Raw genomic sequence first — 20,869 nt, 5'->3', positions numbered from 1 at the left:
TAAGCTCTTCGGAGCTTATTTTTTTATATAAAAATTGAATATTAATATTCTATTATTGAGTTTTATCCTCTGTTCATAAACATAAGATTTTCTGGACAGATGTCTCTTAACGTACAGAAAACGCTTAAAATATGTCCGGATTGTGTCTAAACGTACAATTTTCCCGAAATGGTATGGTGAGACCACATCCATCAACTTAAGAAAAGTAAACACCCCAAAAACAAAAAAATGAGCTGACTTCTCAAAAAAACTAACTGTAGAGAAAGAAAATTTTCATTTAGGGGGTACTTCAAAACCTTAGCTTAATGGGCTTTTTTCTTTTTTCTAAAGATCCAGTGTAAGTTCTTTAAATATTTTCATACCAGATAAACCCTATTGGGTTTTAATTTTTTGGATTACGCTACATGCTTGTGAGGCATAGAAAGGTTATATACGACGCCTAAGATATCAAAGACGGTTTCTTCTCATACCTATGGGATTTTCGTCCGTTTTTCTGTAAGAGATCAAACAGACGAAACAATATCTTTGTTAATTCTTTGGTGTCTTTTTGTAGAGATTCATAAATAAGTAGAAAATAATCTTTTATGATATAAATCGTTTTATATTCGCTTAATTCTCGTTTTTTCTTGATGAGAATTAATTGGCAGATTTGAGACACAGAAGCTATTTTGAACGTAAGGGATTTGTAAGGAATAGGTAAGGAAAAAGAGATTTTCATTGTGTATGATGAAAATATAAAGAAGCATGAAAGGAGGAACAGATATAACTTATATATGAAAAACAAACCAGTTAATAAGAGCGTTTCATGGAAAAGAAATAATTTCTGAGGTTAACATACATGCAAAAAGAGGGATTTACCGTTTATTAGGACAGAATGGAGCTTGTAAAAATAATCATTATGAAGATGATTACGAATTCAATGTTGACTTTTTGTCATCGGTAGAGATGATAGCTGTGTGGTGAGTATGAAATATCAAGCAACCACCTATACAATATGAATAGAGGAGAGGAATGCCTTATGAAAACACGTAGTCAAATTACATTTGCAAGTCTTGCCCTTTTAATAGCTGGAAGTTCCCTGTTATATACAACGCCAGCCTCAATTGTAAAAGCAGAGCCCACTCAAAATGTATCTAGTTCGTTACAAACAAGCACTCAACGAGATCGTACTTCCGTCAAGCAAGCAATGCGGGATACATTGCAACTTGGATACCCGGGGATACTTGCTAAAACTTCTGAGGGTGGAAAAACGTGGAGTTATGCCGCTGGGATAGCGGATCTGAGAACCAAGAAACCAATGAAAACAGATTTTCGCTTTCGCATTGGCAGTGTGACGAAGACGTTCACAGCAACGGTTGTACTTCAATTAGTCGGAGAGAACCGCTTGAATCTAGACGACTACATCGAAAAATGGTTGCCTGGTGTCATTCAAGGAAACGGATATGATGGTAACCAGATTACTATCCGGCAGATATTGAACCATACAAGTGGTATCGCTGAATACTCAAGGTCAAAAGACGCTGACTTTACGGATACAAAAAAATCGTATACGGCTGAAGAGTTAGTGAAGATGGGGATTTCTCTGCCCCCAGACTTTGCCCCAGGAAAGGGCTGGTCTTATTCAAACACAGGATATGTATTACTAGGTATTCTTATTGAAAAAGTAACCGGAAACAGCTATGCGGAAGAGATTGAAAGTCGGATTATTGAACCGCTTGAATTGTCGAATACATTCCTACCTGGCAATTCAAGCGTTATTCCAGGCACCAAGCATGCCCGTGGATATGTCCAACCAGACGGAGTAAGTGAGCTAAAAGACGTTACTTATTATAACCCAAGTGCAGGTAGCTCAGCTGGAGATATGATTTCTACTGCTGACGACTTAAATAAATTCTTCTCTTACTTGCTCGGGGGTAAATTACTGAAAGAACAGCAACTAAAACAAATGCTTACTACAGTTCCTACAGGAAAAGAAGGAATCGATGGATATGGTCTTGGAATCTATGAAACTAAGCTTCCAAACGATGTCTCGATATGGGGACACACAGGTGGCATTCTAGGGTTTACTACTCTTGTTGGAGGTAAACTTGGAGGCAAGCATACGTTGGTCGTCAATTGGAATAGTTTGGGTAGAGCTGACAGTCCTAATCCTTTTAAAAATATTTTACTTGCTGAATTTGGTAAGTAGGTAAAAAGGAAAAAAATTTTTCATAGTTTTCATAGTTAAAAATATACTTTTCTAGTTCAAAAGCCCCAACTTATTTTCAAAAAAATTTGGGGCTTTTTTTGTTTTGGTGGCGTTTATTCTTCTTAAATTGATAGATATGTATGGTGACTCCTATATGTAATATTGCATATAAGAATGTTTTGATAAAAATGAAAGCGCTTACCGCAATAGAAACATAAAGATAAATCACATCTTAGCAACAACAAAAGAGGAGGAAATAATATGGAAATCGCAATGGCAGTTTTGAAATTTTTAGGTGGAGATTCAAAAGAGCATAACAAGGTTGTTACAAAAGATTTTAATGAAATACGAAATATCATTAAAGATAATACAGAATTAAGTCTTAAAAATCCAGCATACCCAATTTCATATACAAGCACTTTCTTAAAAGATAATTCAACTGTGGCTGTTCATAACAATACAGATTATATTGAGACTACAACTACAGAATATTCAAGTGCTAAAATGACGCTTGATCATTACGGTGCATATGTTGCTCAATTTGATGTATCTTGGGATGAATTCTCATATGATCAAAATGGGAAAGAAGTACTAACACATAAAACTTGGGAAGGAAGCGGTAGAGACAAAACTGCTCATTTCTCTACAGTCATACTACTTCCACCGAATTCAAAAAATGTAAAAGTCATAGCGAGAGAATGTACAGGTCTTGCATGGGAATGGTGGAGAACAATTATTAATGAACAAAATGTTCCGTTAACAAATGAAATAAAGGTTTCAATTGGAGGAACAACATTATACCCAACTGCTAATATTAATCATAATTAAAGGCAACGTATACGTCCGAAGCGCCCTGTTTACAGGGCGCTTTTTTACTTAGTTGAAAGTATATCGGCGTTTTTTAAATATATCATAATCAATTCGCGAATCTTATAATCATATTTTTAATGGCTGCATGAATGTTTTCAATGATTTCATTCCTTATTATTAAATCTCCATAAATTTAAATTAGCCTATCTTTATTAATTCATTATGTATCAGCATTTGGATTTTTTATAAAGAAAGGGCACTATCATCAAAGTGCCTCTTCTTACTTAATCTACAATGGGATAGCAACACATCGCCATCCTTTCTGTATATTTCTACAAAAAGAATAACGTTCTCTGTGAATTATGGATATAAATTTATCTTAGGTTGATAGTGATGTATGATGCCTCCATATACATAAATACATTTTGTCGAAATTATTAAAAAGGGGAATTTTTCTATTTGAAGAACTAATAATTGATTGTCAATATGTATTAGAAATCTCAATCTAAACTAAAGGAGAACAAAATGGGACAAAACAATAAAGGCTTTTCTGAAACAGGATTGCGCAAAATGCGCAATGTACTGGCGCAGCATGTCGATTCTGGAAAGATTCCTGGGCTCGTCGCCTTAGTCAGCCGAAACGGGGAGACGCACGTCGAAGCGCTTGGAACAATGAGGCATGATGGTGGCGCACCAATGCGTCGGGACACGATCTTTCGATTGGCGTCCACTAGCAAGCCGATCGCAGTTTCACCAGTAATGGTTCTGCTCGACGAGTGCAAACTGCATTTAGACGACCCAGTAGACAAATGGCTGCCCGAACTCGCTGACCGGCAGGTGTTGAAACAGCCCGATGGTCCACTGGAAGAGACCGTCCCAGCACGGCGTCCTATCACTGTACGAGACCTGTTGACCTCCACATTCGGTCTCGGAGTGGATCTCACGTTGATGGGTTCTCCGATCATGAAAGCGTTCTTCGAGAGTGGGATATTCGACACGCCAGGGCAGGATATGCCCGATCCAGATGAGTTTATGTGTCGCCTAGGTGCACTTCCGCTAAGCTACCAGCCCGGAGAGCGGTGGCAGTATCATATCAGTATTGAAGTGCTCGGCATTCTTGTTGCCAGGGTCACGGGTCAGACATTCGAGTCGTTCCTGCGCGAACGCATATTCGATCCGCTGGGAATGAAGGACACTGGTTTCTACGTGCCTGAGCTTAAGATTGACCGGCTTCCACCTGCCTTCAACCCAGATCCGCAGACAGGTGAGTTCATCGTGTGGGATGAGGGTACAGGCGGACGTTACAGCAAACCTCCAGCATTTCAAGCAGGCGGTGGTGGGCTGCTCGCAACCATCGACGATTATCACGCGTATTTGCAGATGCTGTTGAACAAAGGGATGCACGGAACCAAACGGATTCTGTCTAGGCCCGCAGTCCAGCTGATGACCACCAACCGTCTTACTCCTGAACAACAAGTATACCGAGACGATTTGGCCAAAAACAACGTCCATTTGTCGTTTGGACAAGGGATACAAGGTGGCTGGGGCTTTGGGATGGGGGTGCGTACCTATCTTGGAGACTACGCGTCTATCGGTCAATTCGGCTGGGATGGCGGAACTGGCACTACAGCTTACGCTGATCCAGACAAACAGTTTATTGGAATTCTGTTCACCCAGGTTGGGATGTCAACTCCGGCCCCATCGCATCTTATCCAAGACTTCTGGACCACGGTCTACCAAGCAATCGAAGACTGAAACCGAACTTAGGTATTGTTTAAAGGAAAACTCCAAGACAAATTATACGCATGATGGCCACCATCAACACCATGGTTAAAAGCTATGGCAGGACGGGAAGTGTTGGAAGTACTACGAGAACAGTTTGGGATTATTAATAAGAGTCAAATAAAAAATCCTCTTGGATGCAAGAGGATTTTTTTTATTGGGAATAGTAAGGATGAGGGGAGGTGCATTACATATGGGAAAAGGTAGAAGTAATAATGCTGGTAAAAAGCAACCGAATTTCGATGATTCATCTAATTTCGCTAAACAAAGCCAACCGACAGAAAAGAAGAAGAAATAAGAAAAGGATCTCTCTTTATCAAGAGAGATCCTTTTTTAAATATATTGACGTTTCAGCACAACATATCGATTGCTTAACCAAATAGTCATAAATACAAGGCTTAAACTCCTGCGAATGGAAGCCAATTTAATATTATTGTCCTGCTTTTTCTAATGGGTGGAATGATTGCTCAAATTGTAGCCTTGAGGAACCCTCAGCGAGTTCTAAGTATAACTTTGATTGCATCAAGTATTTTTGGCTCTGAAGACAACAAACGGAATTTGCCTCCGATCGATGAGAAGATACTCACTTACCATGCTAATGGGGCCAAACTAAATTGGTCGGATGAAGAATCTGTTGCAAATTACTTGGTTACAGGATCAGTGTTACTCTGTGGTTCAAAGCATAAGTTCGATGAGAAGAGGGCTTATAAGCAGGTAGAAAAAGAAATAAAACGAGCAAATAACCTACTCAGTATGTTTAATCACTCACTTCTTAAAGGCGATGATTCTTATGAGGGGAAGTTAAAAGAAATTAATATACCTACTCTGGTTATCCACGGTACAGAAGATACAGTGCTTCCATACGAGCATGGTCTTGCTCTTGTTAATGGAATTCCCCATGCTGTATTACTAACCGAAGGATCGGGGCACGAGATTCATTGCGACGATTGGGTTCATATAATCAGCGCTATTTCGAACCATATTTCACTCTTATAATCATTATAGGAATCGCATAAAACAAAAACACTTGGAAAAAGGGCCACAATTGAATTTGTAACCCTTTTTTTCTATTGAAAATCAGTTTTGGAGCTGTTACTCAATTATAGAATATTAATACTCAGTGATTGATAATTCTGTCTTGTAAGGGGTAGTACCACATCGCTATCAAGCTAAGGTTTTGAAGTAACCCCTAAACGAAAATTTTGTGTTTTTATAGCACCGAAGTTCATTTTTATCGTTTTTGGGGCAACCTGTTCTGTTAGGTTGATAGGCATGTGGCGGTACGCCATAAAGTACATTTTTCTTGAATGGCTCCAAAAGTAAAGAATCGTTGCCGTACCTCTTAGACGGTTAACTAAACCTGATTTTTTTCATTTTAACGACATGCTCAACGCCGCAGAAAAATAAGTTTATTTTCTGTTCCTGAAAGTAGCCTTTTTATATTTTCCATATGCCTGAAAATAACCATAAACGCCATTAGGAATGCAAATATATAAAAATATAAGGTATTCCCAAAAACAGGAATAAATGAAATGACCGCAACAAGCAATGTAGCACATATTGTACCTAAAGAGACATAACGGGTTAAAGCTACTATTATCACAAAAAAGCCAAGGCATAAAAGGGCCATAACCCAGTCAATCATAAACAGCACAGCCACTGCTGTAAGTGCTCCCTTTCCCCCTTTAAACCCAAAATATACCGGCCAGTTATGCCCTATAACCGCCCCTGCGCCTGCCGCTAAAAGGCTTACGCAATCTTTAGCCTCTCCCGAATAAAAGTAAACGCTAAGGAACAAGCCTATATAACAAGCAATTATCCCTTTTAATATATCTCCCGCAAGAACAAACACCGCAGCAGATTTCCCAAGTACTCTCAGAGTATTGGTAAGCCCGGCGCTTTTGCTTCCATGGCTTCTTATGTCTTTTCCGTATATTCTCCCTACAATCACCGCTGTATTAAGGCTGCCTAAAAGGTAGCCCAAAGCTAAGGCCGCAAAAATCTTTAAAATATCAATCATCACTCTTCTCCCTTTAAATTATTCTAAATTTCTTTTATTTCTCCATTAATACAGTGTTTTAGCATTGGCCTTCTCCAGAAAACTTTTCAATAAACTCCTACTTTTTTTATTCATGTTAAAAGGGCATCTACAATAAGGATACTGATAATAGCTGAATAATCAGAAAAAATGAGTGGCAAAAAACCCTTCATTAGTCACAACATTTTTGATCCAAACTGCACGCTTTCCTTCTTCTACTTCAATGATCCGATCTATTAATAAAAGGGGGTAACGATGGGGAATAATTTCTTTAATTTGTTGAATGTTGACAATATTTAGAACCTAGTACTATTATTTGATTATATAACTAAGTGTAAAAATAATAAAGGGGGATAAATGTATGCAATCAAAAGCAAGAATTACAGCTATCGGTACCTATGTACCTGAAAAAAAGCTGACCAATGATGATTTAGAAAAACTAGTAGATACAAATGATGCATGGATTGTACAAAGAACTGGGATGAAGGAAAGAAGAATTGCTGGTGATAACGAATATGCCTCTACATTAGCTTTTAAAGCTATTGAAAACTTAGTGGAACGTTATCATAAAAGTCTTGTCGACGTGGATTGTATTCTCGTTTCAACAACTACGCCTGACTACACTTTTCCAAGTGTAGCCTGCCAAATACAAGAGCATTTTAATATTCAGCATACAGGCGCTGTTGATTTCAATGCGACTTGTGCTGGTTTTACATATGGATTACATCTGGCGAATGGTTTAATTACATCTGGTCTTCATCGCAAGATTTTAATTGTAACGACAGAAACCTTATCTAAGATTACAGACTATACAGATCGAACTACATGTATCTTATTTGGAGATGGAGCCGCAGCTGTTTTAGTAGAGAAAGATGAAGAAGTGTCTAGCTTTATAGCTACCCATATTGGGACAAATGGGGAAGGAGGTATGCATGTATATCGTGAAAATTTATCTACTACCATGTTTGGAAATCCTTTAAAAACACATGGGAAAATAGTTCAAAATGGAAGAGAAGTATATAAGTGGGCAGCACGGACACTACCAATTGGTATTAAAGAATTGTTATGTCAAGCAGAGTTACAACTGGATGAGGTGAACTGGTTTGTTCCACATAGTGCTAATTTGCGAATGATTGAATCTATATGTGAAAAATCAGGTGTCCCACTGGATAAAACATTAACGAGTGTAACATACATGGGGAATACTTCTTCCGTCTCCATTCCATTGGCATTAGACATAGGTATGAACGAAGGAAAGGTGAAAAACGGGGACACTCTCTTACTCTATGGGTTTGGAGGAGGTCTTACACACGCTGGACATATCATTAAATGGCATTTAGCAAAGGAATAGGAGATGAAATATTCAATAGTAACATAAACGTATTTTATTACATTAAAAATCTTTATAGGGATTCCGTCCCATCGCTATAAAGCTAAGTTTTTACACTACCCATAAAGCAAAAAAGGCGTTATCCTTTCTGTAGAATCATAGGAAAGGATGGCGTTTTTGTATGTCTATTTCTGTATCTGATGAATTACAACTATTTGCACAGGAAATTCAGAGTCTTGTATCCCCAAATACCTTACAGGATCTTGCTAGAGATGTTGGCTTTGTACAGCGAACAAGTAAGTATCAAGCACAAGATTTAGTAGCTTTATGCGTATGGATAAGCCAAGGTGTAGCGAAAACTTCCTTAACCCAACTTTGCAACTGTTTAGAAGCATCAACAGCGATACTTATCAGTCCTGAAGGACTGAATCAACGATTTAACGCCACAGCTGTGCAGTTTCTCCAACAAGTATTAGCCAAATTTCTTGACCAAAAGCTATCTTCATCTATGCTTTTTTCTTCGCCATATACTTCTATTTTTAAGCGTATTCGTATCTTAGATTCAACTGCATTTCAACTTCCAGATGTATTTTCATCGAATTATCCAGGTGCAGGAGGTTGCAGCCATAAGGCTGGCGTGAAAATCCAACTTGAATATGACCTTTTAAGTGGACAGTTCCTTCATATTCATACAGGAACAGGTAAACAACATGATCGAACCTACGGTTCTTTGTGCGTTCCGACAATGAAAGCAAATGACCTGTGTATCCGAGATTTAGGTTATTTTCATCTCAAAGATCTTCAACATATACATGATAAGAAAGCCTATTGCCATCAAGGTAAGAAATTCGTAGTTACATAAAACGAAATAAGGAGCTAAATTCTTATAAATCACTAGCCTTAGAGAAGTGATTTTTTCGTTCTGGGGCATTTATTTTTCTTAAGTTGATGGATGTGTGGCGGTAACCCATGCCCATCAACTTAAGGGATATTTTTATACAAAATGCGATTTTTTCACGTAGTATTTTATTATCGTTTATAGATGGTATAAAAGTAGGTATTTCAAATAAACCCTGACGGGTTTGAATCTTTTTACTATGCTACCTGATAAGTAGAAGTGGTATACTCATAGACAACACCCAAAATATCAAAGACTGTCTTTTTCTCATAACAGTGGAACTTTCGCCCGTTTTTCTGTAGGAGGATAAACAGGAAAAGCAGGATCACTTGAGTTGGAAGCTTTTGATACAATCCGATATAGGCTTCGTGAATTTCATGGGTTTTCCCTGGTTGTAGCTGGAATGGATTTGGAAATTGTTACAGGAAAAAGACCCGCCATTCTTACAAATCTGGAAAATCGAAAATGGCTGTTTATGAAACTTTCTATATTTATACTTAAAGTTGGTGCTACTTCTTTATTGCATTAGATAGTAATGTAATTTATAATACGTTTAAATGATTAAATTCTTAAACGGAAGGTAATGTTAGCCAAATGAACTGTAATGATAAAGTAATGCATATTTTAGAAAATTTAAGACCATGTTTTCAAGGGTTGGGAGATCCAACTCGTCAGCAAATTGTATCACTTTTAATTGATAAAGATAGCTTGAATGTGACGCAAATTGCGGAGAATATTCCCATGTCAAGACCTACTGTATCTCATCATTTGAAAATATTGAAACAATCAGGGTTACTTCAAGTTCAGAAAAAAGGCACTGAAATGTATTATTGTCTTGAATTTAATGAAACAATAAATCTTTTAAAAGAACTGGTTTCTTTAGTTGAAGATGAATGTAAGAACTAGGTACTCGTTTATAGTTTAGGGACACCTTTTGTCCCTTTTTTTAGCGATAATATGTTAAAAAGTTTAAGTTTTTAATCATTTAAACTTATAATCTCACACTAATTAAAATGGAGGTTTCAGATGAATAAAAAAACAGTATTAATTGTTGGTGGGTATGGAGTTGTTGGTAGTCAAATTGCTCGAATTTTACATGATCGACATCCTGATTTGGAAATTAGATTAGGAGGAAGAACCTTAGGGAAAGCGTTACCTTTTGAATCAGAGAGAGTAAAAATAGTCAAGGTAGACAACACAACAGATGATCCCTTAAGAAATTTGGATGATAATTTCACATTAGTTGTTAATGCGGTTAATGATCCTCAAGATAGACTACTCCTATCTGCAGTTCGAAAAAAAATTCCATTGGTTGACATTACTCGTTGGACTGAACGCTTTAAGAGTTCTATTGATCGATTAAAAAATGTTGAGGTGCAATCCCCTGTTGTATTAGCTTCAGGGTGGATGGGGGGGACAGCAGCCCTTTTTTCTAAAATTTATTCAAAAGATCTTCAAGAGGTTACGGTTGATATCAACGCACTATATTCTCTTCAAGACAAAGCAGGACCAAATTCAACAGCGTATATGGACCGGTTAACTATTCCGTTTGAAGTCAAAGCTCGAGAGGGAATGCGACAGGCTTATCCAATGACTAATCCAATCAAAGTCCGCTTTCCCAACGGTTATATAACCAAATGTTATCGTTTGGATACTCCCGATCACGTAACCCTGCCAGAATCAATTCATGCTGTTTCGACTAACTTTCGTATTGCTTTTGATAGTAAAATCTCTACATATGGACTGGTTTCTCTGGTGAATACAGGGATTTGGAAAATGATTAGCGGAGAAAAATTTACCGATTTACGTAAAAATATTCTCTATAAACCTGGAAGGGGAAGTGCACATAACATAGTTATTCACCTTAAAGGTTATGATGCTACTGGTGTATTGCATAGACGATGTGTGAACATATCAGATCCGTTAGGACAGACACATCTTACTGCTTTAGGAGCAGCTGTCCAAGCAGAGAATATTCTACAAACATCTGATATTGTGGTTCTGGATTCTAAAATTTACTTTCCAGAAAATCTATTAGATTTGGGTGTGAATGCATGTGCAATTTTAGACTTTTATAGAGAATATGGAGTTAATATTACGACAGAAAATATATAAAAGGTACCGTTCTATTCGTGTGACCCCTAGTACACATATGGCTATCAAGCTAATAAATACAAATATATCCAAAAAAGAGAGGATATGCATCTTCATGAGAAAATGTACATTCTCTCTTTTTGCGGTGTTATAAAATTCTTAAGTTGATGGGTATGGGATAGCACCAACAAAACACAAATTTCGTACGCTACGACAGCGTAACGATTTTATGCTGCCCGTAAAAAACTGATTAGTGAGAGCTCATAATCTGCGGGGGAGGGAAACCCCCGCGAATTTAAGTTTCACTTTATAAAAAAGTAAGGGCCGGTACCGCTTGTTATTTGACTATTACTTTCCCATCCATTCCTTTCAAGTAGTGGAACCGACATATTAGTTCATATGTACCGGGAGTTTCAGGTTTTACGGTAATTGTTATTTCTTTTCCTGACGGGACTTCGGCGTCAATTCCGAGTTTTTTCACCGTAAAGGTATGTTCTCTATTTCCTTTGTTTTTCAATAGCAACGTCGTCGTTTTCCCAACCGGAACAGTGATGATACTCGGATTAAAGTAATCATCATTCAATTCAACCTCAATAGGCTGTCTCACAACATCGGATTCGGCAAATACACGGAGCGAACCTAAAGTAGTCATAACTACAATCATCGCAAGTGAAATGATTAATCCAGTTAATAGCTTTTTCACAGACATTCACATTCCCTCCTTTCCTAAGCACTAGTGTTTTCAAATTACTAAAATATTATCAATATAAATGGGGTTTAGGCGTGGCTTAAATAGTAATTCTTTCGGCAACTCCTACTAACCAAGTACTAACTGGAATAGGATTTGGGTAAATAAAAAAAGCCTCCACTACTGTGGAAGCCTCTCCAAATGATGTGCAATATCAATATACATATCGGAATAAACCGAATGGATTTCATTACTAGGCGCAGCGTTAGAAGAGAAGTGGACGATTACCATACTTGCTTTCGGATCAATGTAAAGAGTTTGTCCGTAACTGCCTAACACTTCGAAAGCACCTTGTTCATTGTGCGGAATCCACCATTGATTATGATAAGAAATGGAAGCACCATGACCAATTGCGAGCTCACCTTCTTGTACATTTTTCACACTTTCTGTAATAGAAGAAGGGACGATTTGTTTTCCGCTATATTGACCATTATTTAATAGTAATTGTCCGAACCTCGCCATATCTCTAGCAGTTGCATTTAAGCCAGCGCTTGCTTGTTCTACTTTCGTTTCATCTGTAACGTAATACGCGTTTTCTTCCATACCAATTTGAGACCAAATTCGTTCGCTTACATTTTCAGCTAACGATTTCCCTGTAATCGTTCGGATAATCCAAGCGAGTGTTTCAGTTGATCCGTTATTGTAAGAAAAAGCTGAACCAGGTGGTGCAGTTTCTTCTGCTTCTAGTAACATATCATAAATTTTCATAGGACCCTCGTAATTTTTACCTCGGGGTAAAATATTACTAGCTAAATATAGTTGTGCATCTTGATTTTCTAGTCCTAGCTGCATATATCCGTGAGTAGGGTATTCAGCGGAAACTTGCATGTCCAGTAATTGCTGAAGTGTTGCTTTTCCAAACGGTGTATTTTTTAATTCTTTTATGTAAGTGTCAGCTGTTTTCTCTACATCAATAAGATTTTCTTCAGCGAGAGATTGTATGATTGCACCAGTAAACACCTTTGCTAATGATGCCATTCCATGAGGTTCACTCTCGTTATATCCATTGAAATATCGTTCATAAACAAGTTGACCATTATGTACAACGACAAAAGCATCTGTTTTGTTTTCGTCTAAAAGTTTTTTTAGAGGAGTCGTATTTCCAAATCTACGCTCCACAGCAAAATCGTCTAAGTTTTGTAACGCGGTAGGGAAGGGAGCAACTTGGTCAGGGATGTTTTTTACTTCATTTATTAAAGTGAATTCTTTCATATGTGTATACGACCAGCGTAAGTAAGGATCGTCCAACCAGTTTTCTTTTGTGACATTTGCTTTAGTGGGGGTCGTTTTATTATTTTTAAAAAAAGTAAACCCAAGCCCTGTAACTACGAATATTAATACTAGTAACAGTAATAGCAGGGGAGATTTCTTTACATTCATATAGGTACCTCCTTTAGTTTCTATTATAAGTATACGCTCGTCTTAAAATAAATACAAAATAAGGAAAGTAAACGGGTAAGTTTACTTTCCTTATGAACGTTAAGCAGATATTTGTCCGTCTGTACTTTGTTTCTTGAATTTTTGTTTTCGTCCGTGTAATCCATAATATAGAAGTAAAGTGAACGCAACGATAATAGCTGCGATAAAATACATATTATGATAACTTGATTTGGCAGCGACTATACCTAAAATGAAAGAACCGAAGCCAATGCCACTATCAAAGAACGAGTAGTAAGTAGCTGTCGCAGAACCACGTCGATGGTTTGGAGCGGCAGAAATTGCAATCGTTTGGAAACTTGGAATTAATGTTCCGTATCCTAAACCGATTAACATACCTGCGCCAAGGAACCAAAATGAAGTTTGCGCTTGGCTTAAAATGAACATCCCAATTGTGAAAATAATAATAGCGGGATAAATAAGTACATTTTCACCGAAACGATCAAATATTTTCCCTGTAAATGGACGAGAAATGACCACAACAAGTGCGTATAAAATAAAGAAGTAACTTGCAATTTCGCTTAAACCGAGCTCTTTCGCATAAATAGGAATAAAGGATAAAATGCCACTATAAGAAAAGGCTAAAACAAATCCTGTTAGAGCGATTGGAATAGAAGATGGTTCAATTAAGTCTTTCCATTTCATTTTTTCTCGTTTTTGTTTGTTTACTGGTGCTTCATGCGGAATATTGACTAGTAATCCTAATAAAAATGCGAGTAATGAAAATACTGAACAAACGATAAATAGTACAGTAAATGAAAAATGAGAAATAATTGTTAAACCTAAAAAAGGACCAATTACCATCGGTAGACTCATAAATACGCCGTAATAAGCAAGTGCTTCGCCGCGTCTATGAGCTGGTGCTACATCAGTTACAATTGTTCCAGTTGCTGTCGTTGCCATTCCGAATCCAATACCATGTAAGAAGCGAAGGGCAAGTAATAAAAATAAACTTTGCGTACCGAAATACATAACAGTAGCGGCTAAAAATAGTGAAAGTGAAATAAATAATATTTTCTTTCTTCCTAAATCATCGAGCCATTTTCCTGTGAATGGTCTACATAAAACAGATGAAATAAGAAAAACAGTTGCAACTAAACCAATTTCCTCAGGTTTTCCTTTTAGGCTGTCTATAACATAGACAGGCAGAGTAGTCATAAGCATGTAAAATGTTAAAAAGAGAAACAGACTACTAAAACAAGTTCCGAGGAAATCCTTCGTCCAAAGTTTTTCACTTTGCATCGTCATCCCTCCATATTAATGATCTAAATTTTTGATAATTTGTTGTAACAATTGAAAAGCTTCATGTAAGTCTTCTTCTTTAATACCTTCTAGCGTCTTTTCTTCAAAGGAATCAACTTCTTCTTGCCATACTGGAATCATTTTTAGTGCAGTATCAGATAATGAAATCAACTTTTCACGGCGATCTTTTCCTTCAGTACGAATAATCCAGCCCATCGTTTCCATACGTGTTAACGTACGAGTCATCGTTGGTGATTCAACATTTAAATATTGACATAATTCTGTTTGGGTACAAGATCCAGTTTGATTAATGCGGAAAATAACAGCCCATTGCGCACTAAATAATCCTGTTGGAGATACACGTTCATTAAATTTTTTCGTAAACTTACGAGAAGTTTGACTGACAATGTGGAAAAAATGTTGTTTTTCGTCCATGTATTTTGATCCTTTCAAATTAGTTACCTAGCTAACTATATACTTTTTTATAATAATTGTCTAGTAATAGACATGTTGAGTTATGTAAAAATTTCGTATAGGCTTTATGTTGAGAACATACATTCTGTATGTTATTCTTTAAGTAAGTAAAGAATTTTCTTTCTATTAAATAGAATGGGGGAACTTGTGATGATTAAGCCTGCAACAATGGAGTTTGTTTCACTATCGAACGGAGAAACGATTGCGTATCAGGAAGTTGGAAGGCAAAATACAGAAATTCTTGTACTCATTCACGGGAACATGACATCGTCACAACACTGGGATTTAGTTATTGAAAAGTTGCAAGATCAATACCATATTTACGCTCTTGATTTAAGAGGATTTGGCCAATCAACATATAATCAATCGATAGATTCATTACAAGACTTTGCAAGAGATGTAAAACTATTTATCGATCAATTAAAACTAGAAAAATTTTCATTAATGGGCTGGTCAATGGGCGGTGGTGTTGCGATGCAATTTACAGCGAATCATCCAACATTTGTCGAAAAGTTGATTTTAGTAGAATCAGTGGGAATGAAGGGATATCCAATTTTTAAAAAAGATATTAACGGGCAACCGATCGTATCAAGTTTAGTAAAGACGAAAGAAGAAATCGCGCAAGATCCCGTACAAATTGCTCCAGTGCTAGATGCGATAAAAAATATGAATAAATTATATTACCGTACAGTATGGAATCTATTAATATATACACATAATCAACCTGAACCGGATCGTTATGAAAAGTATTTAGATGATATGTTAACGCAACGTAATTTCGTAGATGTGAATTATGCGCTCATTACATTTAATATTTCGGATGAACATAACGGGGTTGTAGAGGGAAATAAGCAAATTCATCATATTAAAGCTCCAACACTCGTCATACAAGGTGACAGAGATTACGTCGTACCGCAAGTAGTCGGTGAGGAATTAGCAAAACATTTGCCAAATGCAGAGTTGAAGATATTAGAAGATTGCGGACACTCACCGTTTATAGATTGTTTAGATGTATTTATAAAACATGTAGAGGATTGGTTAGACAATAAATAATTCCCGAAATATAAAACTTGCATATACTATAGCATTTGTATGTATAAGGGGAGAGAGTCAATGCATAATCCATTTTTAATATATCATTCTCCATATAATGATCATCAATATATAAAAATGATTATAAATCCGATGTATATGCAAGTTTCACCAGCTGTAGTTCCTTTGCAAGTGCAGCAATCAATGGTCCATACACATCCGATTTTATTTGGGTCTTCATTTTATGAAAATCCATATTTTAAGCATTTTCATTACCATGTGAAAGCACAAGTTTGGGAAGGATAAGAAGCTAAAAGGTTCATTCTTTTAGCTTCTTTTTTATTATGAATATTCGTACACGCATTTGAAGAAACAGTTTATAATGAAAAGTGGAAAGCGTGAGAAGGAGAGGGAAAGGGATATCGATGCGTTTTACTTTTTGGATTATGGTTGGGATAGTGGCGATTTCAGGTTTGTCACAAGGGATGCTTTTACCTGCCATTGCAATGATTTTTGAACAAGAAGGGGTTAGTTCAAGTATTAACGGTATTCATGCGACGGCATTATATATTGGGATATTAGTTATTTCACCGTTTCTTGAAAAACCGATGCAAAAGTTTGGAATGAAGCCAATTATCGTTATTGGTGGGTTTCTCGTTATTATTTCATTATTCTTTTTTACACAAACTTTTTCATTTTGGGTATGGTTCGTTCTTAGATTTCTAGTTGGAGTCGGAGATCATATGCTTCATGTCGGAACACAAACATGGATTACGACAACATCAGACCCGAGTAAAATAGGTAGACAAGTATCGATATACGGTGTATTCTTCGGAATTGGTTTCGCAGTTGGCCCGTATTTAGCAAGCACTGTTCAGTACGGTCTTGCAACACCATTTATCGTATCTACTATACTTTGCTTAATAGGATGGCTTTTACTACTACCAACGAAAAATGCATTTCCAGCACAAGATGAGGCAAAAACTGAAAGTAAATCATCCTTTTCTCGTTATAAACAAGTCGTTGGATTAGCTTGGATTGCGCTAATTGGTCCGCTCGCATACGGCGTACTTGAAGCGATGTTAAATAGTAACTTACCAGTATACGCACTTCGCAAAGGATGGTCTGTATCGGAAGTTTCCTTCTTATTACCAGCATTCGCAGTTGGGGGCATTATTACACAAATCCCGCTCGGTATATTAAGTGATAAATACGGGAGAGACCGTATTTTAACGTGGACGTTCAGTGTAAGTACGGGCATTTTCCTACTTGCAGCAGTATTTGATCAATATTACTGGATCGTCTTTGCATGTATGCTTATAGCAGGTATGGTCATTGGCTCGTGCTTCTCACTAGGGCTTGGATTTATGACAGATTTATTACCGAGACACTTACTACCAGCGGGTAATATATTATCCGGAATCGCCTTTAGTATAGGAAGTATTATGGGACCTGTATTAGGAGGCGTATTTATAGAAAAAATACAGTATACAAGCTTTTTTATTGCGGTTATGATTATAATGGGAATTCTCGCAATGGTATATATGGTCTACATGAAGAATCAATTCGCATCAAGAAAAATAGAAAGTAGGTTAGGGCATGACAAAACAACCTAATAAAAAGAAATTTGAAGTACTCGAAAACGAAACAATTACAGACTGCTTAGCGCGTATGGAACAAGAAGGATATGCACCGTCTCGTCGCATGGAAGAACCAATCTTTCATGAAGTGAAGAAAGACGGAAAAACAGAAGTTGAACCATGCGGTAGAAAAATTGTTTTTGAGGGGAAATTGAAGTAATCAAATAACAGATTTTCTTTTTGATACAGAACAAGCCATCCAATTCATCCTCTATGAATTGGATGGCTTGTTTTTTTACACTTGATCAGTGAAGGAAAATATATTTTCTGGGAAGAACGAAAAGACATGCCCAATTCTTCTAAATCCTGTTTTCTAGACTGTAGCTTCATGTAGAAAACTTTGCAACAGAGCCTTTATTTATTGTTTTTGCTAAAACTTATGTACAATTCACAGTGCGAAACAACACATATAAAATGCCACTTCCTTTTTCATTTCTCCTAATTGGCTTCTTTATATGGATCGCAGAAAATATTGCTACTTTTTTCGTATATTGATAAAATAAGTTCTTGGGTCTTATTTGTTGTTATCAGTATAATGATTGTCGCTCAACTTAAAGAAATTAGTTACACAGATTTCGCACTATCTAAAGAGGGGACGGCAGCGATTCCCTCTTTTTGGAGCCACTCACAAACGTAAAGCAAGAGAGGAGGCTATATGAACTATTCTCCTCTCTTGTTTAGATTAACCAGCTACTACAATTGGAACAGGTATATCAAGTTCAATATCTGGAGGATGTTGATTGGAACCTAGTCGACATCCTGGTGGATAATGTTTTTCTAGCAATCTATCAATTCTGATGGAATCGATAGATTGTTAGAAAGTGGAAAAAAATATCCGTATATTCCGAAGCAGATGTAACAGAGTGTCCTTCCATAATTAAGTGTAAAACCAAAATACGTTGTTTTAAAAAGTTATTTGTTAGAACTGGTTATAAGTAATAAAACAGAAAAGAGGATTACATGTTACATAATTTACAGAGAAGTAAAAGAATTTTTTTATTATGTCTTATTTTTTTAGTGCTTTTAACCGCTTGTGGTAATACGGATGTTAAGACATCTAAAGCTTCATTACCACCGGCTCAATCAAATATAGATAAATCCTTAAAAGCACCAAATTGGGTAGATAAAAGTCCTATTCAACAATCTCCTAATTTTACGGAAGATAAAAAAGTAAAATCGGTTGTGAATTTAATAGCAACGGGTGATAATTTATACCATGACGCAGTAATTAAAGATGGCAAACAAAAAGACGGTTCATATGATTATAACTATATTTATGAAAATATCAAAAAAGCTGTTAAATCAAGTGATCTTGCTATAGTGAACCAGGAGACCCCGATTGCAGGAAATAATTTAAAAGTACAGGGATATCCTACTTTCAATACACCTGAAGAAGTAGGTCAATCTTTAGTGGATACTGGATTCAATATAGTGACTCAAGCGACAAATCACGCTATGGATATGGGTATTAAAGGTGTTGCGAATACAAGAGAATACTGGAAGAAATATCCGGATGTTATCCCGGTAGGCATTAATGAGAGTCAAAACGAGCGCAATGAAATAAAAACGATTACAAAAAATGGGATTCGTTTTGCATTACTTAATTATACATATGGTACGAATGGAATTAAAATTCCAGCTGATAAGTCTTGGGCATTAAATTTAATTGATAAAAAAGCGATACAAAATGATGTGGAAAAGGCAAAGAGTAGTTCTGATATGGTGATTGTTATGGTGCATTGGGGAGTTGAATATACCTCTACACCTTCAAAACAACAAAAAGAAGTTGCTCAATATTTAACAGATTTAGGTGTAGATGTAGTAATTGGAAATCATCCACATGTAATTCAACCAATTGAGTGGAAACAAAATAAAGATGGACATCAAACGCTAATCTATTATTCTCTTGGAAATCTTATTTCTGCTCAAGAAAAATTAGAAACATTGGTTGGAGGATTATCTTATATACAATTTGTTAAGTATGAAGATAAAACTTTTGGTATACGACAAGCGGCACTCGTACCGACAGTAACCGACTATGCTGATGGTAAGAAACAATTTAAAATTCAATTTTTAAAAGATTATTCGGATGAAAATTCTAAAAATCATGGGATTAAAAAATTTGTAGGTCCCGTTTCTTTGAAGGATTTCAAGGATATTCCTAGAGATGTGTTGGGAAATTGGTATAAAGACTAATAAACAAAAAGGGAATGAGATACAATTAAAAAATTTATAATTTTAGCATTGGTATTGACATTGGGATGGAGCCTTGCTGCTTGTAGTGGAAAACAAACATCTCAGGAAACTACTAATAATAACGATGAAAATAAAAATGAGATAAATGCGAATAAAAAAGATGTTTTACCTATCTCTGATCTTAATGATTGGAGAATTATTCTTGTAAATAGAGAACATATGCTATCAAAGGAACTAGGGATTGAATTAACAAGTATCACTCAAAATGCTAAGCCAAATATGAAAATCGATAGCAGAATTGCAACTTCCTATCAGGATATGGTAACAGCTGCAAAAAAAGAGGGAATCAATCTTTATTTAAGATCAGGTTATCGAGCTATAAAATTACAACAAACTTATTATGATGCTTCAGTTAAAAGCTATAAATCTCAAGGTTTGTCGGATAAAGAGGCTAGTGCTAAGGCATTGGAATATCTTCAGTATCCTGGTGCAAGTGAACATCATACTGGATTAGCGTTAGACATTATTTCAGTTGAATGGCAGAATACTGTAGAAGATTTAAATGCAAAATTTGAAACGACTGATGCATTCAAATGGTTAGATAAGAATGCTGCAGAGTATGGGTTTATTCTCCGCTATCCAAAAGATAAAGAGAATATTACTGGCATTAAGTATGAGCCATGGCATTATCGTTACGTAGGAAAAGAAGTTGCTGTTTATCTAAAAGAAAAAGGATTAACTTTAGAAGAGTATTGCGAAAAAATTAAGTCTAGCAAGTAAAAATACACTTGGATTCTATTAAAAAGCCATATCTGGTGGAAGTATTAACCTTCCTCCTAGTATTGCGAAAACGGTGTATGATAATTTGAGCACGTATGAACCAGTTATCGTGTGAAAAGATATATGTATCAAGAAATTAAATTTATAAAAGAAGCAGTGAAAAAGGATCTGATATTCATA

General features: G+C 36.4%; 17 protein-coding genes and 6 pseudogenes. 16 read left to right on the top strand and 7 right to left on the bottom strand.

Annotated features, from left to right (window positions below; translation table 11 throughout):
- Nucleotides 1-395: 395 nt before the first annotated feature.
- Nucleotides 396-652: pseudogene (locus MKY70_RS17120) on the bottom strand (IS4 family transposase); the annotation flags it as partial.
- 366 nt (nucleotides 653-1,018) lie between these two features.
- Between MKY70_RS17120 and MKY70_RS17110 the strand changes: the two are divergent.
- The 4 genes and pseudogenes from MKY70_RS17110 to MKY70_RS17095 form a co-directional block, all read left to right on the top strand.
- Nucleotides 1,019-2,188, top strand: coding sequence for a serine hydrolase domain-containing protein (locus MKY70_RS17110; protein ID WP_078422362.1), 1,170 nt, complete (start codon nucleotides 1,019-1,021; stop codon nucleotides 2,186-2,188).
- Nucleotides 2,189-2,479: 291 nt separating this feature from the next.
- Nucleotides 2,480-3,016 (top strand): annotated as a pseudogene (locus tag MKY70_RS17105) (thiol-activated cytolysin C-terminal domain-containing protein); the annotation flags it as partial.
- A 507-nt stretch (nucleotides 3,017-3,523) separates the two neighbouring features.
- On the top strand, nucleotides 3,524-4,753 hold the full coding sequence (locus tag MKY70_RS17100) for a serine hydrolase domain-containing protein (protein WP_088035339.1): 1,230 nt from the start codon (nucleotides 3,524-3,526) through the stop codon (nucleotides 4,751-4,753).
- Between the two features lie 477 nt (nucleotides 4,754-5,230).
- Nucleotides 5,231-5,776 (top strand): annotated as a pseudogene (locus tag MKY70_RS17095) (alpha/beta fold hydrolase); the annotation flags it as partial.
- Nucleotides 5,777-6,167: 391 nt separating this feature from the next.
- On the opposite strand, the gene plsY reads toward MKY70_RS17095, so the two are convergent.
- Both plsY and MKY70_RS17085 read right to left on the bottom strand, forming a co-directional pair.
- Entirely contained in the window at nucleotides 6,168-6,800 is a 633-nt protein-coding gene (gene plsY / locus MKY70_RS17090; RefSeq protein ID WP_098501447.1) for a glycerol-3-phosphate 1-O-acyltransferase PlsY, read from the bottom strand.
- 119 nt (nucleotides 6,801-6,919) lie between these two features.
- Nucleotides 6,920-7,112: pseudogene (locus tag MKY70_RS17085) on the bottom strand (3-hydroxyacyl-ACP dehydratase FabZ); the annotation flags it as partial.
- Nucleotides 7,113-7,179: 67 nt separating this feature from the next.
- Here MKY70_RS17085 and MKY70_RS17080 point away from each other — a divergent pair.
- The 5 genes and pseudogenes from MKY70_RS17080 (at nucleotide 7,180) to MKY70_RS17060 (ending at nucleotide 11,161) form a co-directional block, all read left to right on the top strand.
- Nucleotides 7,180-8,169, top strand: coding sequence for a ketoacyl-ACP synthase III (locus tag MKY70_RS17080; protein ID WP_341025335.1), 990 nt, complete (start codon nucleotides 7,180-7,182; stop codon nucleotides 8,167-8,169).
- A 160-nt stretch (nucleotides 8,170-8,329) separates the two neighbouring features.
- Nucleotides 8,330-8,977: pseudogene (locus MKY70_RS17075) on the top strand (IS4 family transposase); the annotation flags it as partial.
- A 403-nt stretch (nucleotides 8,978-9,380) separates the two neighbouring features.
- Complete coding sequence (locus MKY70_RS17070) at nucleotides 9,381-9,575, top strand: hypothetical protein (RefSeq protein WP_341025333.1); 195 nt, start codon at nucleotides 9,381-9,383, stop codon at nucleotides 9,573-9,575.
- A gap of 65 nt (nucleotides 9,576-9,640) precedes the next feature.
- The gene (locus MKY70_RS17065) at nucleotides 9,641-9,952 is read left to right on the top strand and encodes an ArsR/SmtB family transcription factor (protein ID WP_002013825.1); all 312 of its coding nucleotides are present in this window, start codon (nucleotides 9,641-9,643) and stop codon (nucleotides 9,950-9,952) included.
- A 120-nt stretch (nucleotides 9,953-10,072) separates the two neighbouring features.
- Nucleotides 10,073-11,161 carry a saccharopine dehydrogenase NADP-binding domain-containing protein gene (locus tag MKY70_RS17060; RefSeq protein ID WP_060749865.1) on the top strand — a complete coding sequence of 363 codons (1,089 nt, stop codon included), beginning with the start codon at nucleotides 10,073-10,075 and terminating at the stop codon, nucleotides 11,159-11,161.
- A 316-nt stretch (nucleotides 11,162-11,477) separates the two neighbouring features.
- Here MKY70_RS17060 and MKY70_RS17055 read toward each other — a convergent pair whose 3' ends face one another.
- The 4 genes from MKY70_RS17055 to MKY70_RS17040 all read right to left on the bottom strand — a co-directional run bounded on the left by MKY70_RS17055 (nucleotide 11,478) and on the right by MKY70_RS17040 (nucleotide 15,002).
- Nucleotides 11,478-11,849, bottom strand: coding sequence for a cupredoxin domain-containing protein (locus MKY70_RS17055; RefSeq protein ID WP_002013813.1), 372 nt, complete (start codon nucleotides 11,847-11,849; stop codon nucleotides 11,478-11,480).
- 159 nt (nucleotides 11,850-12,008) lie between these two features.
- Complete coding sequence (locus MKY70_RS17050; protein ID WP_341025330.1) at nucleotides 12,009-13,268, bottom strand: serine hydrolase domain-containing protein; 1,260 nt, start codon at nucleotides 13,266-13,268, stop codon at nucleotides 12,009-12,011.
- Between the two features lie 99 nt (nucleotides 13,269-13,367).
- Nucleotides 13,368-14,567, bottom strand: a complete 1,200-nt coding sequence (locus tag MKY70_RS17045) for an MFS transporter (RefSeq protein ID WP_002128166.1) — start codon at nucleotides 14,565-14,567, stop codon at nucleotides 13,368-13,370.
- Nucleotides 14,568-14,582: 15 nt separating this feature from the next.
- Nucleotides 14,583-15,002 carry a MarR family winged helix-turn-helix transcriptional regulator gene (locus MKY70_RS17040; RefSeq protein WP_002033056.1) on the bottom strand — a complete coding sequence of 140 codons (420 nt, stop codon included), beginning with the start codon at nucleotides 15,000-15,002 and terminating at the stop codon, nucleotides 14,583-14,585.
- A 174-nt stretch (nucleotides 15,003-15,176) separates the two neighbouring features.
- Here MKY70_RS17040 and phaZ point away from each other — a divergent pair, with 174 nt between their 5' ends.
- The 7 genes and pseudogenes from phaZ (at nucleotide 15,177) to MKY70_RS17005 (ending at nucleotide 20,689) form a co-directional block, all read left to right on the top strand.
- Nucleotides 15,177-16,094 carry an intracellular short-chain-length polyhydroxyalkanoate depolymerase gene (gene phaZ, locus MKY70_RS17035; RefSeq protein WP_002013809.1) on the top strand — a complete coding sequence of 306 codons (918 nt, stop codon included), beginning with the start codon at nucleotides 15,177-15,179 and terminating at the stop codon, nucleotides 16,092-16,094.
- A 60-nt stretch (nucleotides 16,095-16,154) separates the two neighbouring features.
- Nucleotides 16,155-16,379 carry a hypothetical protein gene (locus MKY70_RS17030; protein WP_044443401.1) on the top strand — a complete coding sequence of 75 codons (225 nt, stop codon included), beginning with the start codon at nucleotides 16,155-16,157 and terminating at the stop codon, nucleotides 16,377-16,379.
- 113 nt (nucleotides 16,380-16,492) lie between these two features.
- A complete protein-coding gene (locus MKY70_RS17025; RefSeq protein WP_016101024.1) occupies nucleotides 16,493-17,689 on the top strand; it encodes an MFS transporter in 1,197 nt (398 codons plus the stop codon).
- Nucleotides 17,673-17,873, top strand: a complete 201-nt coding sequence (locus tag MKY70_RS17020) for an NETI motif-containing protein (protein WP_000166302.1) — start codon at nucleotides 17,673-17,675, stop codon at nucleotides 17,871-17,873. The genes MKY70_RS17025 and MKY70_RS17020 overlap by 17 nt, the downstream gene beginning before the upstream one ends.
- A 194-nt stretch (nucleotides 17,874-18,067) precedes the next feature.
- A pseudogene (locus MKY70_RS17015) lies at nucleotides 18,068-18,350 on the top strand (DUF817 family protein); the annotation flags it as partial.
- A gap of 323 nt (nucleotides 18,351-18,673) precedes the next feature.
- Nucleotides 18,674-19,909 (top strand): CapA family protein, encoded by a 1,236-nt coding sequence (locus tag MKY70_RS17010; RefSeq protein ID WP_063218236.1) that lies wholly within the window; start codon nucleotides 18,674-18,676, stop codon nucleotides 19,907-19,909.
- 48 nt (nucleotides 19,910-19,957) lie between these two features.
- Nucleotides 19,958-20,689, top strand: coding sequence for a M15 family metallopeptidase (locus tag MKY70_RS17005; RefSeq protein ID WP_341025328.1), 732 nt, complete (start codon nucleotides 19,958-19,960; stop codon nucleotides 20,687-20,689).
- Nucleotides 20,690-20,869: the final 180 nt, after the last annotated feature.

This window comes from Bacillus sp. FSL R9-9492 (assembly GCF_038007365.1).
Classification (GTDB): Bacteria; Bacillota; Bacilli; order Bacillales; family Bacillaceae_G; genus Bacillus_A; species Bacillus_A mycoides.
Note: the sequence above shows the minus strand (reverse complement) of the source record. Positions and strands in the feature narration are given on the sequence as shown.

Excerpts from the sequence above, each read along its gene's own strand:
- MKY70_RS17010 (WP_063218236.1), top strand. The coding sequence starts at position 18,674 with ATGTTACATAATTTACAGAGAAGTAAAAGAATTTTTTTATTATGTCTT.
- MKY70_RS17055 (WP_002013813.1), bottom strand. The coding sequence starts at position 11,849 with ATGTCTGTGAAAAAGCTATTAACTGGATTAATCATTTCACTTGCGATG.
- MKY70_RS17080 (WP_341025335.1), top strand. The coding sequence starts at position 7,180 with ATGCAATCAAAAGCAAGAATTACAGCTATCGGTACCTATGTACCTGAA.
- plsY (WP_098501447.1), bottom strand. The coding sequence starts at position 6,800 with ATGATTGATATTTTAAAGATTTTTGCGGCCTTAGCTTTGGGCTACCTT.
- MKY70_RS17100 (WP_088035339.1), top strand. The coding sequence starts at position 3,524 with ATGGGACAAAACAATAAAGGCTTTTCTGAAACAGGATTGCGCAAAATG.
- MKY70_RS17065 (WP_002013825.1), top strand. The coding sequence starts at position 9,641 with ATGAACTGTAATGATAAAGTAATGCATATTTTAGAAAATTTAAGACCA.
- MKY70_RS17050 (WP_341025330.1), bottom strand. The coding sequence starts at position 13,268 with ATGAATGTAAAGAAATCTCCCCTGCTATTACTGTTACTAGTATTAATA.
- MKY70_RS17045 (WP_002128166.1), bottom strand. The coding sequence starts at position 14,567 with ATGCAAAGTGAAAAACTTTGGACGAAGGATTTCCTCGGAACTTGTTTT.
- MKY70_RS17030 (WP_044443401.1), top strand. The coding sequence starts at position 16,155 with ATGCATAATCCATTTTTAATATATCATTCTCCATATAATGATCATCAA.
- MKY70_RS17040 (WP_002033056.1), bottom strand. The coding sequence starts at position 15,002 with ATGGACGAAAAACAACATTTTTTCCACATTGTCAGTCAAACTTCTCGT.
- MKY70_RS17020 (WP_000166302.1), top strand. The coding sequence starts at position 17,673 with ATGACAAAACAACCTAATAAAAAGAAATTTGAAGTACTCGAAAACGAA.
- MKY70_RS17060 (WP_060749865.1), top strand. The coding sequence starts at position 10,073 with ATGAATAAAAAAACAGTATTAATTGTTGGTGGGTATGGAGTTGTTGGT.
- phaZ (WP_002013809.1), top strand. The coding sequence starts at position 15,177 with ATGGGGGAACTTGTGATGATTAAGCCTGCAACAATGGAGTTTGTTTCA.
- MKY70_RS17110 (WP_078422362.1), top strand. The coding sequence starts at position 1,019 with ATGAAAACACGTAGTCAAATTACATTTGCAAGTCTTGCCCTTTTAATA.